Source organism: Maribacter sp. BPC-D8, assembly GCF_035207705.1.
In the GTDB taxonomy this organism is placed as follows: domain Bacteria; phylum Bacteroidota; class Bacteroidia; order Flavobacteriales; family Flavobacteriaceae; genus Maribacter.
Genome location: NZ_CP128187.1, coordinates 4,510,874 through 4,525,808, shown reverse-complemented (window position 1 = coordinate 4,525,808; position 14,935 = coordinate 4,510,874). Strand labels below are relative to the sequence as shown.

The following is a 14,935-nucleotide window of genomic DNA, read 5'->3' as shown; positions in this document are numbered from 1 at the left end:
TTTTTAAAAACTAAAATTAACACCTACAGAATATGTCTTTAACGGAGTATAACGTGCTCCTCTAAAATTGTTATAACCCGTAGCTTCTGGGTCAAGACCCAAATCCCAAATATCTGAAAAGAAAGTGGCTAGGTTATACCCTCTTGCAAATAAGCGAACATCAGCAAATTTGATAACCTCACTTTTAAGAGTATATGACAATTCAACTTCTTTAAGACGTACAAAAGAGGCGTCAAAATAGTAGATATCGGCAAAGCCTTCGATACCATCGACTTGCCCTCCGCTTATAGGGTCACCCTGTGCAAAGGCTCTTGGGTAGATAGAGTTTCTATTCTCTGGCGTCCATCTTTCATTGAATACAAATTCTGGTTTAGATCCTGATTGGTCAAAGAATACCAAAGTCTCTGCATCGGCTTGACCTTGCAACAAGAAATTTAAACCAAAGGCTTTATAATTGATGCCTCCAAAGATACCGTATTGAATTTGTGGTATGTTAGATGTTGATGTTCTAATGAAATCATTCGCGTCGGCTACACCATCATCATTTATATCAAGATAAATAGGTTCGCCTTCAACAGTACCGTCTCTTTTTATTTCAGTAGCATCTACTTGGGCTTGATCTCTAAAAATTCCATCAGTTGGATAAACTAAATATGAATCTATGGGTTTACCACTTTGCTTTTGAGAGTCTAATATATTATCACCTTCTGGTAATGAAATTACTTCGTTACGAGCTTTGGTAAAGTTCATTCCTAAATTATAAGAGAAATTATCGTTTACCTGGTCATTCCATGCCAATTCAAATTCATAACCCCAACTTCTAGTCTCACCGATATTTTCAGCAGGAATTTGACTGTTTTGCAATCCTATAAATCCAGGAATTGCCCCTGATCTGTTCACTAAAATATCTGACCTATCTTGTTCGTAGTAGTTGACATCACCTGATAATTTGTTGTCAAAAAACGTAAAGTTTAAACCAACGTTCCAAAGCTTAGCCGTTTCCCAAGTTACATCGGTATTTGCTAGCCTAGCAAGATTATAGGTGTTGTAAAAACTTTCACCTCCTGCTCCTAAAACATAGTAATTTGGAAATCTTGTACCCAATGGGTTGTTTGCGTTTCCTGTGTTTGTTCCAAGATCAAATAAGGATAGGAATTGGTTAGCACCAATACGATCGTTACCCATTTCTGACCAAGAAGCCCTAAGTTTTAAACCGTCGATCCAAGATACATTTTCTAAAAAACTCTCTTTGTCTATTGCCCACGAGCCAGCAACACTTGGAAATGTTCCATAACGGTTACCTTCACCAAATCTACTGGATCCATCATAACGCATCGTAAAGTCAATAAAATATTTTTTCTTAAAATCATACGATAAAGATCCAAAGAAATCTTGTCTTTTAAATTCAGAGCTAGTTCCTCCAGACGACTGTCTGTCATCATTATTACCTTGAAATAATTCTCCTCTACTAGCATCAGGAAATCCACCAACTTTTGTTGCAAAGAAATTATTTGAATCATTAGTCAACCTTTCCATACCCACGAAGGTGCTTATCGAGTGGTTGCCAAAAGTGTTATCGTAGTGTAAACGTGCATTATAAATTTGCTCATCAAATTTGCTGAAACTTTCAGTCAATATACGTTCTGTACCTTGCTGGTTAGATCCAATTCTTGGTTCAAAAGTTCCATCATCCAATTGTGCAAAAAATGTCCATGGTGTATACCAAGATTTTGTATTGTTCTCTATTTTTCTGAATCCTGTAAATCCTTTGATGCTTAGGCCTTTTAAAACCTTATCTAAGTTCCAATCTACCGTAAAACGACCTGTTGTCGTGTTTGTAAAGTTATCTTCAAAACCAGAGTCATTACTAGAGGTCAAAATAGGGTTACCTTCATCGCCACCACGTGCTGGCAATCCATTTGGAAATCTAGCTATTTCATTTGGTGGCAAGCCATAAATTAATTTGTAAATATTATTGGCATTTACACCTGGAGCCGTTCTTTTGCCGAAACGCGTCGACAAATCCACTCCTAATTTAAAGCTCTCTGTTAAATTGACATCGATGTTAGAACGAAGTTGATATTGCTTGAAACCTAAAGCACCTGAACTGTATAAACCCTTTTGGTCAATAAAATCTCCACTAACAAAATATTTCGCTTTATCGGTACCCCCTGATACAGAAAGGGAAGTTCTAGATTCTGGTGCGCTTTTTGCCAAAACTTCATCAGCCCAGTTGGTATCTGGAAAACCCGCAATTTGCTCTGGACTGAACAGTGGGTCAGCATCTGCGCCATTAACCCTTGAATTTATTTCATTCTCATATGTAGCAAACTGATTGACATTCATCAATTCTGGTCTTTTGGTAAAAGATGAGATGTTGTAAGAGTTAGAGAAATTAATTTTTGGCTTTCCGCTCTTACCTCTTTTAGTAGTTACCAAAATAACCCCATTCGCTGCTCTCGATCCATAAATCGCAGCTGAACCATCTTTAAGAACGGTAATCGATGCAATATCTTGTGGAGCCAATTGTGAGAATGAACCTGAAGGAACACCATCTATAAGAATTAACGGACTGTTATTTCCAAGGGTTGACTTTCCCCTAATCAATATTGTAGTGGCATCATCATCAGTATTTCCACCAGCACCATTGCCAGCACCAGGTACACCTCCACGGTCACTAATAATTAAACCAGAAGCCCTACCCGCCAATGACTTGGCAATATCTTTACTTGAAGACTGTGCTATAGCCTCACTGCTAATGGTACTTACAGAACCAGTAACTTCCCCTTTTTTCTTGGTCGTATACCCTAAAACGACTACCTCGTCTAATTTAGAGGCATCTTCTTCCAGAGTCACATTAATTAGAGACTGTCCGTCAATAGAAACTTCTTGTGTTGCATAACCGATATAGGAAAAAACCAATACCTCACCATTGTTTACGGTTAAGGAGTAGTTTCCATCAAAATCTGTTTGAGCACCAGTTGTAGTACCTTTTACTACAACACTTGCTCCTGGCAATGGACCTTGAGCATCTGATATAGTACCCGAGATCACCACATCTTGAGCGAATACACTTGTATTGCTCATAAATATGCATAGAAAAGCACAAAGTCCGATCCTATGAAATTCTTTAAAATAAAAACCACCCCCCGTCGGATCGTTTTTCTTAGCGATTGCTTTTTTTAGTTTTCTCATAAAGCTTTCTGTTGTTTAAGTTTAATTTAAGTATTTCATTGTGTTTACATGTTTGAATTTGAGCTACATATAGAATGCCCTTAACTCTCTTTTAACAATTCTTTTACAAAAGAAGCGGAAGTAGTCCTGTTTTAACTCCAAAAAATTACCTAGTACTAGCATTATTCTAACCTTTTTGCTTTCTTGCCGTATTTTAGGGTTAAATTTTATGGATATACCATTATTATACATTCTTTTTAAGGAAATACTTAAAACGAATGGTATTAGTGAAGAATAATAAAATTGAGAATATAAGGAATAGGTAATTTATCGGTAACGCATAACGATACCGATATAATGGAAATTTTAAAATGTATAAATAGTGTAGAAAGTAGAACTGAGTTACTCTGAAATCTCCATAAATTCAACAGGAGAGCCGTTGTGCTTAATGAAGGCAACCCGAACACCATCACCGGGAGAAAAAGTTTCCACCAAAATATCTCTACCTAATAAGGCCTCTTCTATATTATCGACTAGATAAGCTACATGAGGTATGGTACGCATCATTTCTGGCATTGGGCTGTCAGCATCGAACTTTACCCACTCAACAGCGTACTCATCATTATTAAAATCTGTATAATGAATTTTACCAGGCTCATAATAGCCGTCCCAGTCTTTTTCTTCTAATGTTGGTATCCCTATATGACTGAACTGATATTTCATAATACTAATTTTTTACAAAAAGGTTTATTTCGTTTCGTATTGCTGTAAAATGATTCTGTAAAGCTTCAAAATCATTTGCTTTAATCATTTGTTTATCAAATAATGAACTACCCATACCAGCACCTACTACGCCAGCTTCAAAAAAAGACTTGATATTATCTTTAGATACCCCACCTGTTGGCATCAACTTAATTTGATTTAAGGGCGCCAATACATCTTTTATATATTGTGGACCCAATTGGGTTGCAGGAAATACTTTTACCGCAGATGCCCCCAAAGACCAAGCCCTATAAATTTCACTTGGAGTATATGCCCCAGGAAAAATTGGAATCTGCATTTCAACGCATTTCTTTATAACCGCTTCATCTATAATTGGTGTTACGATAAACTTTGCTCCTGCTGCAATTGCAGTATCTAAGTCTGCCATACTACACACCGTACCCGCACCTACATTTAAATCGGGGTAATTTAAACGTAACTCTGATATTATTTCAGCAACGTTAGGCGTATTCATTGTAATTTCTATAGTGTAATAATGTGCACTGATATAGGCGTCAACAATCTGTCTTACCGTATCTATACCCAAACCTCTAACTATACCCACAATCGGAGTACTATTATATCTCTCCCAAGAAAAAGCTGTTTTATTTTGCATGAATTTGTATTATTTTTTTTTGTCCCATCAACAGGGCTTTTTCCAAAACTTTATCACCAAAACATATTACTTGTGTATCATTTAGAATGGTTTCTAAAGCTAATTTATACATACTATAAAAAGGTTCTGTTGCCGCAAGAAAAATCGTCTGCTCGGTACCTTTTAAATAAGAAAGTTCATCTCCTATCAGCATACCGCTCAATAAATAGTAGTTATCTTTTTTGTTGGCATCGTTAAGAATATGCTTAGCCCTAATAGAAAAAATATTTGAACTCAACTCACCTCTAAAACCAATTTCTAGACCCTGTTTAAATGCCTCATGTCTTTTATTGATCCAATGACATTTTTCTACACTATTCGATAAAATACTAGTACAAGACAACAGCTCAAAAACCTCACCTGTCATGAAACTTTTTAAGGTACTGAACTCCCCTTTTTTATAATTGATATGTTTACTGTGCGTGCCTGGTAATATGAGAATACCAGATTGATAAGACTCTAAGTATTTAGCTAGGCCAAATGCCTGTATTTCCTCACCACGCATCATACCGGTTTCTGTTTTGACTCCAGAAATTAATAAAATATCTAAATTTTCTTTGAAAGATATTACTTGCCAAAGAAGACCATCGCCTTGGGTGTTAAATGGTATTTGACCATAAGGCAAATTCTGCATTCCAATATTTGAAGAAGCCATACCAGCGGCTATGACCAACCCTGCCTTATGGTGTTCATCAAGATTATTAATCTGACTCTCGAGATAATTCTTGAAAAATTGCGTTTGATCTATCTCATTTTGTTGTAAGAATTTTTGATAGATAACTTTTACACCTTGATCTGTTTTATGTTCAACCAGAACATTTAACGTTTCGGTTTCTACCAACCTAAGCCTAAAGTTAGAGGTACCCCAATCGCAACTAATAAAATAATCTGGTATTTTCATTTGTTCAAGGCCAGTGAAACTCTTTTTTTAACCAAATAATCATCTAAGGCATATGTAGAGCAATCTACACCTATACCACTATTCTTTACCCCGCCATGAGGTAGATATATATCATACTTAACACCGTTTAACTGTATCTCTCCGAATTCTAATTTTTCAGCAAAATAATTTAAGGTGTCTTTATTTTCAGCAAAAACATAAGAAGCTAAACCGGCATCTGTATTATTCGCCAATTTAATAACCTCTTCTTTCGTTTTAAAGGGAACAATTATTGCCACAGGACCAAAAATTTCATGCTGAAGTATTTCTGCATTATTATCTTTCATGCGGATAGCCGTTGGCTCAAAATAATAGCCTTTCCCTTCAATAGGATTTCCGCCATATAAAAGTTCACCACCTTGCTTAATTGCTTCTTTTACTATTCCATGTACTTTTTTAACCGACCCTTCATTTGCCAACGGACCCATATCAGGACCGTTTTCACGTCCGAATCCGATTTTAGCATTACTGAATTTTGTAACCAAGCCTTCCGTAAACTTATCGATAAGCGATTCGTGAACAAAGAAACGATTAGGCGCTACACAAATTTGACCTGTGTTTCCGATTTTTAATGCAGCCCCAAGATTTATGGCCAACTCTAAATTAGCATCATCCATTACAATAAAAGGGGCATTACCGCCACACTCCATACTATATCTTTTGATAGATGTTCGTGCACTTTGAACTATAAGCTTCTGCGCCGTTTCGGTAGAGCCGATCATGGTAATTAGCCTTGGTATTTTACTCTCACATAATGGAATACCGACATCTTTTAAATCACCACAAATTACATTAACAACACCTCTTGGAAAATTTATTTCAGCACAAAGCTCTCCGATAATATAAGCCGATAACGGCGAAAATTCTGATGGTTTTAATATGATACTAGACCCTGATGCAAGTGCAGGACCAAGTTTAAAACCTAAATTTAATAATGGAAAGTTATATGCCAAAAAAGCAACGGCTACACCTAACGGTTGAGACACCATATGATGCTCGTGACTACCATCTTTATCTTCAATAGGTATATCTTTTCTTAATTGAATTTCGTCAGAATAGTATTTTAATGAGTTAGTGATACTGGTAAGGTCTTCTTCTGAACCTTGCCAAGTCTTTCCCATTTCGTACATGATACTTTCACGTAGCAAATCGCTATTCTCTATTATTTTATTTCTTAATTTATCAATCCACTGCAACCTGGTCGCTAAAGGCATTACTGACCATGTCTCGAAACCTTTTTGTGCAGACTCTAATGCTCTATTCGTATCTTCAATACTTGCCCATGCTATGGTAGCTGTAGGCTTCTCATCTGCAGGACATATAACTTCAAAAGTCTTTCCGTTGGAAGCTTCAGTTAATTGCCCATCTATATATAATTTTTTATGACCGAATTTCAATGCTTTCATTAATTTGTATTTGTTTCTTTCTCCTTAAATTTTTCTAAAGCGTCAACGTCAACATCCACCCCTAACCCTGGCGAATTTGGTACATTTATTAAGCCATTTACCACTTTGACATCACTTTTTGTAACTAAATCTCTAAGTGCATTTTCGGTACGATCTAATTCCATAGTTGGTAATTCGCAGTACATTCTACCAGGGTTCATATCTAAATTACCAACAAAATGTACAGCAGCACTAATGGCGATCCAAGTACCCCAAGTATGTGGTACAACATCTTTACTATATGCTTGTGCCAAAGTTGCAATGCGCTTAGCTTCCGTTAATCCGCCGGTAGCACAAATATCTGGCTGGGCAATGTCTACGCACTCATTCTCTAACAAACGTTTAAAACCGAATTTTAGATATTCACATTCACCACCAGCTATAGGTATTGTCGTATTCTCTCTCAACCTTCTATAGCCTTCATAATCTTCTGGAGAAACAGGCTCTTCAAACCATGAAATATCAAACTTTTCAGCCTGTTTAGCAAGCTTTAAAGATTCGCGGTAATTATAGGCATGGTTAGAATCGATCATTAGTCTGATATCTGGTCCAATAGCTTTTCTTATTGCAGAAATATATTGAATGTCTTCTTCAACTCCAAGACCAACTTTCATCTTTACCGCCTTAAAACCTTGACTTTTATATAAAAGCGCTTCTTCAACCAATGTTTCTTCAAGATTTTCTACTCTAGTAAAATATAATCCGGTAGCATAAGGTTGAATTACAGGGTTTTTAACCCCTCCCAATAATACAGAAACAGGCTGATTTAACAATTTTCCCTTAATATCCCATAGCGCAACATCTATTGCACTAATGGCGGCTTGCAAGCTACCGCTACGAGCATAGTCTAATGAACGACGATACATTTCTTGCCATAATATTTCATGCCCTAAAGCATCTTTACCTAGAAGAAAAGGTGTAAAAAATTCAATACCTGCCTTTATAACACCTGCCGGCCCATAACCTTCTCCCCAACCATAAGTACCATCTTCTAAAGTAACTTTTACGATACAAATTCTACGCGTATCATATTGCCATTGAGAAAAATAGAAAGGAGTGTCTAGCTTATGTACTATAATATAAGGTTCGATTTTCGCTATCTTCATTTTATGTATTATTTACTTCTTAAAATCAATTTAATTTATACCCTTACGGTAGTTGATCAATAGTTTGCATACCCTAATATGCATATGGCCAATATGAGCACAGCAAGACCTATCATTAATAACTTAAATGGTGCTTTTGCATTTTGCCACTCTCCTGCTCTATATGCCCAAATATTACTGATGATCAATGCCAAACCTAGTAGAATTGGCCAACCTATTACAGGGCCCATTTCACCCATTAAAGCTGCGCCTTGCCCATAAACGCCAAGTGCCGAAAACCAAAATACACCAGACACAATTGCCCACATATAAGCTTTTCCACTATTAGCAACTTTATAAGAACTCCATGAATTATTTTTTGTCAATCGGAATACAGCATAACCACCATTTACAAGGAATGCACCAATAAGCACTACTACCCACGATGCTAAACTTGCATTTTGAGTACCGACACCAAAATCATCAACAGCTACTTGTGCGATTGATGCTGCATTTGAAAATCCTACATTTAAAAAAGCAGAAAGAACACCAGATATTATAGCTATTAACACTCCGGTTTTAATAGCTGTGTTAGTAGATGATTCATCAGTTTTCAACTTATCTCTACGTACACCTGCTACAGCTGTAATTGCAACTCCTACTATTAAAAGCACTACACCAATCATTATTATAGGAAAAGAAGGTTGTGAAAAAGCCCCTTTAATTTGAAACAAAGGAATTATTGACCCGACCGAAGCTGCCAAACCCATTACTACCCCATAGGTAATAGAAATACCTGTCTTTTCTACACTAACCCCAAAAAGGATACCTCCAACACCCCATAAAGCGCCATATAAAGAGGGTAGCACTAAAGCACTACTATCTATTGAAGCAATCACTTGGAACAGATCAGGAATAACCAAAATCGCCCAAACGAAAGGAACTAAAATCATTGCAACAAAGGCATGGAGCAACCACCATGCTTCCCATTTTAAAGGAGCCATATATTTCATGCCCAAACCAAATGTTCCTTGAAAGAAACTTGCTAAAAGCACTAATATTAAAGGAAGAAATTCAATATTCATAATTTAATTTTATACAAAAAAAAGAGCTATTCGATGTATATGCACTATTTGAATTCACCATATACAAACACAATATTACCCTCGTTTTAATTTCATTTATCAGAAAGATTTAAAGTTGATTCAACACCATTTAAGAACAAAAAACTGATGCTATTAAATAGTTAGGACTTTAAAATAAAACACGGCAATACATTTAAAATATCACCGTGCTCATTTTCAACAACTAACTCAACAACTATAATTATCTTATTTAAACTAACAATTCAAAGTACGTGGTTATTAAGAAGATCCACTATGCAATTATTAACCTAGGACTGCACAATATTATCAATTTGATGAATTTTACAGGAGTAAACTGTTAATTTCAACAAATACCCCTAGTTTTTAAATGTAATTCAAAGATATTGAGGTGTTTACTTATGTTATTCTTAGTTGAAAACCCAAAACAACACCAAAACCATAATACCTCCACTAATAGCAACAACGCCAGATAGCGCACTGAATGACCTTAATAATCTGGTTACCGAAATATCATGAACCTCTTTAAAAAGCCAGAAAAAACTACTGTTTACATGTATGATACCTAAAGATCCGGCTCCAATAGCAGCAGCCGTTAATTCAGGATTCAAAACTCCACCAGTTACCAAAGGTGCAGCTATAGAAGCTGTAGTTATTAAAGAGACGGTTATAGAACCCGTAACTGTTGTGAATAAGAAACTAAGCAAAAAAGGAATAATAATACCTAATACGGAAAGACTGCCGGTATCTACTTCTGAGAATAAAGAATTGACAATCTCGGTATCTTTAATTACTTGACCAAAGGCACCACCCGTACCCGTTATAAGTATTACTATAGCACATTTGGCTCCTGCAGACTGAAAATATGAATTTAAGCGTGATGAGAAATTTACTTTACCGATTAATGGAAGCGCAAAGCAAACACCAATCATTAATGCCCAAACCGGATTCTTAATAAAATCTATAAACGGATTGTTTGCGGGAAACATATTCCCCACCGACATTAAAACTAAAGGAACAAGCAATGATGCAAAGGGTAATATTCGCTTATACCCACCTAATTCTTTCTTATCTATAATTTCGGCATCTTGTTCAAGTGAGTTTGAACTAGGCATATTTAATCTCTTTGCATTTAGCTTAATCCATATTAATCCTCCAATAACCGCAACCAATGCTACCATAACATTAAATGGTATCATATCACCAATATTGATTTCTAAAAGTGCAGCTACCGCTAAAGGACCAGGAGTTGGAGGAATAAGTGCGTGTGCTACCGTTAAACTCATTGCAAGTGATAGACCTAAGACTAAAATAGATTGACCAGACCTCTTTGAAAGCGCCACCATGGTTGGCAATAAAGTTAAATAGGCAACATCCATAAAAACCGGAATACCTACCAAAAAACCAATAACCGCCATACCTAAAGGCAAACGATGTATTCCAAAAATCTTTATGATGCTTTCGGCAATTACATCTGCACCACCGGTCTCTGCTAATATTTCACCTAGCAAAGTACCAAATAGTATCACCAAGCCGATCCATTTTAAGGTATTACCAAAACCACTTAAAAGACTTTCGGTTACTATTTCGACCGAATTACCAGTTGCCAAACCTAAAATTAAACCCGCAATTAATAGCGCAGGTATAGGATGTACCTTAAATACAGTTACACCTACAATTAGTAATATTATACAGGAAATTAAAATAAAAAGAGCGGTCATAATCTTTAATTCAATAGAGAAGTTGATTTAATTACCATGCAATCAATCCCATTCTCAGTACAAACTTAACTGAATCGAAGTTTAACTATAGTTTCATGATTACCCATCACAAACACTATATTAACATCTATGTAACTAAATTCGGATTGCAAATTTCATAGCACCAAAACATCAAAATATCTAATACCATAACCAGTTAGGCATCTTCGAGCTCTACCTGCTGATTTGAAATATAAGGCTCCATATATTCAGTTGGAGTCATATTCATTAATGCCTTGAATTGACGATTGAAATTTGTAACGGTATTGAAACCTGATTGATAGCAAATTGTAGTAATCTGTAGTTTACCTTCTATTAATAATTTGCAAGCGTGCCCAATTCTAATTTCATTTAAAAACTGTACAAAAGACTTTTGTGTTCGTTTCTTAAAATATCTACAGAAGGCGTTTGGTGCCATATGAGCAATAGATGCAACGGTCTCCAATTCAATCTTATTTTCAAAATTCTCATTGAGGTATGAGATTATTTTAGCCATTCGCTCTTTCTCACTTTTCTTGTATGAATTGTCAAAACCATTGGAACATAGAAAACTAAAATTCTCACTTACCGATAAAATATCTAATATTTTCAATAGACCAACGATTCGAGAAAGACCCTGACCCCTAACAAGACCCATCATATGAGTATGCACTAAATAGGTTGCTGCTTTAGAAAATATTAAACCTCTATTTGCATTGTCAAAAAGTGTTTGTATTCTTTTTGCTTCGGGCAATTCTTTAAAAGTCTCTCCTAAAAAATCTCGTTCAAATTTTACTACAATTAAATCTGCTAAATTATTTTCGTCTAAACCATCATAATACTCACGATGGTTTCTGAACAAATGTGGCACATTACTACCTATTAAATAAAGTTCTCCTTCCTCAAAATTACCAATAGAATTACCAACATAACGCGTACCAGTACTTTTCAAAAAATAGATAAGTTCTATCTCTGGATGAAAATGCCAATCTTGCTCAATACAAGGTATCGTGTCTTGCCGTGCTAAAAATGAATTTTCAGGCTTTCTATCGGTTTGTTTATAGGTTAGTTTCATAATGCCTGGTTCTATTATTTGAGAGGTCAAAAAAATTACAACTCAGAAGAAATCGGAGTTCTGAAATTAAATATATAACAATAAATTCACTTAATTTTTATCAAAATTATATATTTAAGATAATTTATTGCTATATCATATGTTTAATTGATTTATTATTAATTTTGAGTGCTTTCTATTTATATAAATCATTAATAAAGCAGAATTTCAACATTTTTGTTTATATTAATTAATAATCAGAAAACTAAAACTGCATACGTTTTTGCATACGATTTAATAATTTGATAGCGGTTGAGCCCAATAAAACCGTTGGAATTTTTCCAAACGATGAGCTCATAACCCGAAGGTCGCTGGTTCGAGTCCAGTCCCCGCTACTAAGGCAAAGCCTCTGAATTTTCAGAGGCTTTTTTTATGCTCTAAATTTTTGAAAGACTTAGAATGTTTTGGCTGCAAATGAATGCTCTCTGTTTCAATTAAAGCTCTCTGTTCTTTAGTGAGGATTTTTACGGAAAAAGTGGAATCAATAGGGACACTATATTTTAATCTCTAAAAATTCATTTCTAATAAATCTACCGTAAACTTAAAATTATTTTTTTTAAATATAATTTATTGATAATCAGAATATAACAAAAACCATTATTGCATAGCGAAATACGCGTTTAAGTTATATTTCATAATGTAAATCTTATCAATTTATAAAATTTAAAATCTATTAAACTACGGAAAATCCTTTCGAAATCATAAATCAGCGCCTGGAACGAATTGAGCAATAATTGGATAAGCTAAACTCACAAAATCTAAGTGATTCTATGTCTAATTACTGTATAAATCAAGAAGTGTTATTTTTATTAAGTAAAACACCACTGACTACAGTGGGTTATTTATTTGAAGTATTACGAACTAAATAGTTATGCAATCAATCACTAATACTTTATTTGAAGTACAACTTACAAGAATTACTTTATAACACTAAATATATTTTACATAAATATGTATATTTGTAAAATATATTTAGTGTTATGCCTAAAAAGAAAATGATAATTCTACCTAAAACTAAAAAGATTCTTGAAGAAATGGGCGAGAATATAAAGCTCGCACGCTTGAGAAGAAAATTTAGTTCTGAGCAAGTAGCCGAAAGAGCAAATATTAGTAGACCAACTTTATCCTCTATTGAAAAGGGCGCACCGACTGTAAGTATTGGCTCCTATTTATTAGTTCTTCTAGTTTTGGGATTAGAAAAAGATTTTCTCTCACTTGCTAAGGATGACGTTTTAGGAAGAAAATTACAAGATGCAAATATAAGTACCAACGAAAGGGCTCCTAAACGAAAAGATAAAAATGGCTAAACAAAATAATAAGAAAGCTATAGCCGTTTACGCACATTGGTCGGGCATGAAAAACCCTTTACTTATGGGAACTCTAAATTCTGACCGCTTAAAAGGCAAGGAGCTATTTTCTTTTGAATATACCGCTGAATGGTTGCAGAGTGAACATGCACAATTATTAGATCCCAACTTACAGTTATATTCGGGATTACAATATCTTAATGACGATGAAGATAATTTTGGAATATTTCTAGATTCTTCACCTGACCGTTGGGGACGAATTCTAATGCGCAGAAGAGAAGCTGCTCTCGCGAGAACGGATAATAGAGAAGAAAATAAATTATTCGAAACCGATTACCTTCTTGGTGTTTTTGACGGACATAGAATGGGAGCGTTGAGATTTAAAGCAGAAGAAGACGGTCCATTTTTAAACGATAATAAAAAAATGGCAAGTCCGCCATGGGCATCTCTTAGAGAACTTGAGCAAATTAGTTTACGATTAGAAGATGACGATGTTATTGATGACCCAGACTATTTAAAATGGTTGAGTATGCTAATTGCACCCGGAGCATCATTAGGGGGAGCAAGACCCAAAGCTAGTATTGTAGATAATGATGGTGCACTTTGGATAGCGAAGTTTCCGAGTAGAAATGACCAAGGTGACATTGGCGGGTGGGAAATCGTAGTACATGAATTAGCCATTTTAGCAGGAATTCATATGGCTGAATCTAAAGCGCAAAAATTCTCTTCAAATTACTATACTTTTTTAACCAAAAGATTTGACCGTGGCATTAAAGGAGAGAGAATACATTTCGCATCGGCAATGACTATGCTCGGCTATATGGATGGTCAAGACCATTCGGATGGCGCCAGTTACTTAGAACTTGTTGATTTTATACAAAACCATGGTGCAAATGTGGACGAGGACCTAGAACAGCTGTGGCGCAGAATTGTATTTAGTATATGTGTAACAAATACAGATGACCACCTAAGAAATCATGGTTTCTTACTAACCGATAATGGATGGGCATTATCACCAGCATACGATATTAACCCTGTAGAAACTGGTACCGGTTTAAAACTTAATATCTCTGATGAGGATAATTCATTAGATTTGGAATTAGCAATTGAAGTCTCTGAATATTTTAGATTATCAAAAGATAAAGCTTATGCTATTAAAAAGGAGGTATTGATTGCCGTTGCTAGTTGGAGAAGTATAGCAACAAAATATGGTATCTCTAGAGTTGAGCAAGAATTGAAAGTAATTGCTTTTAGAACGAGTTAAACTATTATTTTTAAATAACAAGCCTGTGAGTAATTTTGTCTTGATTATTGAGGAAACAATGGGCGCTGTCTCGGTAATTGTTTAGGCTTATCTAATTCACATAAATTCTTAAAATCAATCATACCACCCAACCACATTAGCGTATCATATTCCTCATCGCGTTCTCTTAACAATCTATAATCTGTTTGCCAACATTTTAATCCCTCATCATGGTGCAAGAGGTAATCTATATCTTCTGCTCCAAATTTATCTATGTAACTCATGGTAATAATTCTTTAATGTTTGTATAAAAATAAAGTATATCAGATATTATAATCTAAGAGCAAGAAATCTGGTGTAAATAAACT

Annotated in this window: 12 protein-coding genes; 2 read left to right on the top strand and 10 right to left on the bottom strand. The window is 35.1% G+C overall.

Translation table 11 applies throughout. The annotated features are described in order from the left end of the window. Positions 1 to 3: 3 nt before the first annotated feature. The 9 genes from QSV08_RS19740 to QSV08_RS19700 all read right to left on the bottom strand — a co-directional run bounded on the left by QSV08_RS19740 (position 4) and on the right by QSV08_RS19700 (position 11,978). Positions 4 to 3,195, bottom strand: coding sequence for a SusC/RagA family TonB-linked outer membrane protein (locus tag QSV08_RS19740; RefSeq protein WP_324025414.1), 3,192 nt, complete (start codon positions 3,193 to 3,195; stop codon positions 4 to 6). 381 nt (positions 3,196 to 3,576) lie between these two features. Then, positions 3,577 to 3,897 (bottom strand): hypothetical protein, encoded by a 321-nt coding sequence (locus QSV08_RS19735; RefSeq protein WP_324025413.1) that lies wholly within the window; start codon positions 3,895 to 3,897, stop codon positions 3,577 to 3,579. Between the two features lie 4 nt (positions 3,898 to 3,901). Then, positions 3,902 to 4,552, bottom strand: a complete 651-nt coding sequence (locus QSV08_RS19730) for a bifunctional 4-hydroxy-2-oxoglutarate aldolase/2-dehydro-3-deoxy-phosphogluconate aldolase (protein WP_324025412.1) — start codon at positions 4,550 to 4,552, stop codon at positions 3,902 to 3,904. Continuing rightward, the gene (locus QSV08_RS19725) at positions 4,542 to 5,492 is read right to left on the bottom strand and encodes a 2-dehydro-3-deoxygalactonokinase (protein WP_324025411.1); all 951 of its coding nucleotides are present in this window, start codon (positions 5,490 to 5,492) and stop codon (positions 4,542 to 4,544) included. Before QSV08_RS19725 ends, QSV08_RS19730 begins: the two co-directional genes overlap by 11 nt. Further along, complete coding sequence (locus QSV08_RS19720) at positions 5,489 to 6,937, bottom strand: aldehyde dehydrogenase family protein (RefSeq protein ID WP_324025410.1); 1,449 nt, start codon at positions 6,935 to 6,937, stop codon at positions 5,489 to 5,491. The genes QSV08_RS19725 and QSV08_RS19720 overlap by 4 nt, the downstream gene beginning before the upstream one ends. Continuing rightward, on the bottom strand, positions 6,937 to 8,082 hold the full coding sequence (locus QSV08_RS19715) for a mandelate racemase/muconate lactonizing enzyme family protein (protein WP_324025409.1): 1,146 nt from the start codon (positions 8,080 to 8,082) through the stop codon (positions 6,937 to 6,939). Before QSV08_RS19715 ends, QSV08_RS19720 begins: the two co-directional genes overlap by 1 nt. A 56-nt stretch (positions 8,083 to 8,138) precedes the next feature. Continuing rightward, positions 8,139 to 9,146: an L-rhamnose/proton symporter RhaT gene (locus tag QSV08_RS19710; protein ID WP_324025408.1), complete on the bottom strand. Its 1,008-nt coding sequence runs from the start codon at positions 9,144 to 9,146 to the stop codon at positions 8,139 to 8,141. A 428-nt stretch (positions 9,147 to 9,574) separates the two neighbouring features. Beyond that, complete coding sequence (locus tag QSV08_RS19705) at positions 9,575 to 10,885, bottom strand: GntP family permease (protein WP_324025407.1); 1,311 nt, start codon at positions 10,883 to 10,885, stop codon at positions 9,575 to 9,577. 196 nt (positions 10,886 to 11,081) lie between these two features. Beyond that, the gene (locus QSV08_RS19700; RefSeq protein WP_324025406.1) at positions 11,082 to 11,978 is read right to left on the bottom strand and encodes an AraC family transcriptional regulator; all 897 of its coding nucleotides are present in this window, start codon (positions 11,976 to 11,978) and stop codon (positions 11,082 to 11,084) included. A 1,019-nt stretch (positions 11,979 to 12,997) separates the two neighbouring features. On the opposite strand from QSV08_RS19700, the gene QSV08_RS19695 reads away from it, so the two are divergent. Further along, the gene (locus QSV08_RS19695; RefSeq protein WP_324025405.1) at positions 12,998 to 13,324 is read left to right on the top strand and encodes a helix-turn-helix domain-containing protein; all 327 of its coding nucleotides are present in this window, start codon (positions 12,998 to 13,000) and stop codon (positions 13,322 to 13,324) included. After that, entirely contained in the window at positions 13,317 to 14,588 is a 1,272-nt protein-coding gene (locus tag QSV08_RS19690) for a type II toxin-antitoxin system HipA family toxin (protein WP_324025404.1), read from the top strand. The genes QSV08_RS19695 and QSV08_RS19690 overlap by 8 nt, the downstream gene beginning before the upstream one ends. 44 nt (positions 14,589 to 14,632) lie before the next feature. On the opposite strand, the gene QSV08_RS19685 is transcribed toward QSV08_RS19690, so the two are convergent. Beyond that, positions 14,633 to 14,851: a hypothetical protein gene (locus tag QSV08_RS19685; protein ID WP_324025403.1), complete on the bottom strand. Its 219-nt coding sequence runs from the start codon at positions 14,849 to 14,851 to the stop codon at positions 14,633 to 14,635. Positions 14,852 to 14,935: the final 84 nt, after the last annotated feature.

Bases quoted from the DNA above. Each gene is read 5' to 3' on its own strand.
- QSV08_RS19740 (WP_324025414.1), bottom strand. From the start codon at position 3,195: ATGAGAAAACTAAAAAAAGCAATCGCTAAGAAAAACGATCCGACGGGG.
- QSV08_RS19735 (WP_324025413.1), bottom strand. From the start codon at position 3,897: ATGAAATATCAGTTCAGTCATATAGGGATACCAACATTAGAAGAAAAA.
- QSV08_RS19730 (WP_324025412.1), bottom strand. From the start codon at position 4,552: ATGCAAAATAAAACAGCTTTTTCTTGGGAGAGATATAATAGTACTCCG.
- QSV08_RS19725 (WP_324025411.1), bottom strand. From the start codon at position 5,492: ATGAAAATACCAGATTATTTTATTAGTTGCGATTGGGGTACCTCTAAC.
- QSV08_RS19720 (WP_324025410.1), bottom strand. From the start codon at position 6,937: ATGAAAGCATTGAAATTCGGTCATAAAAAATTATATATAGATGGGCAA.
- QSV08_RS19715 (WP_324025409.1), bottom strand. From the start codon at position 8,082: ATGAAGATAGCGAAAATCGAACCTTATATTATAGTACATAAGCTAGAC.
- QSV08_RS19710 (WP_324025408.1), bottom strand. From the start codon at position 9,146: ATGAATATTGAATTTCTTCCTTTAATATTAGTGCTTTTAGCAAGTTTC.
- QSV08_RS19705 (WP_324025407.1), bottom strand. From the start codon at position 10,885: ATGACCGCTCTTTTTATTTTAATTTCCTGTATAATATTACTAATTGTA.
- QSV08_RS19700 (WP_324025406.1), bottom strand. From the start codon at position 11,978: ATGAAACTAACCTATAAACAAACCGATAGAAAGCCTGAAAATTCATTT.
- QSV08_RS19695 (WP_324025405.1), top strand. From the start codon at position 12,998: ATGCCTAAAAAGAAAATGATAATTCTACCTAAAACTAAAAAGATTCTT.
- QSV08_RS19690 (WP_324025404.1), top strand. From the start codon at position 13,317: ATGGCTAAACAAAATAATAAGAAAGCTATAGCCGTTTACGCACATTGG.
- QSV08_RS19685 (WP_324025403.1), bottom strand. From the start codon at position 14,851: ATGAGTTACATAGATAAATTTGGAGCAGAAGATATAGATTACCTCTTG.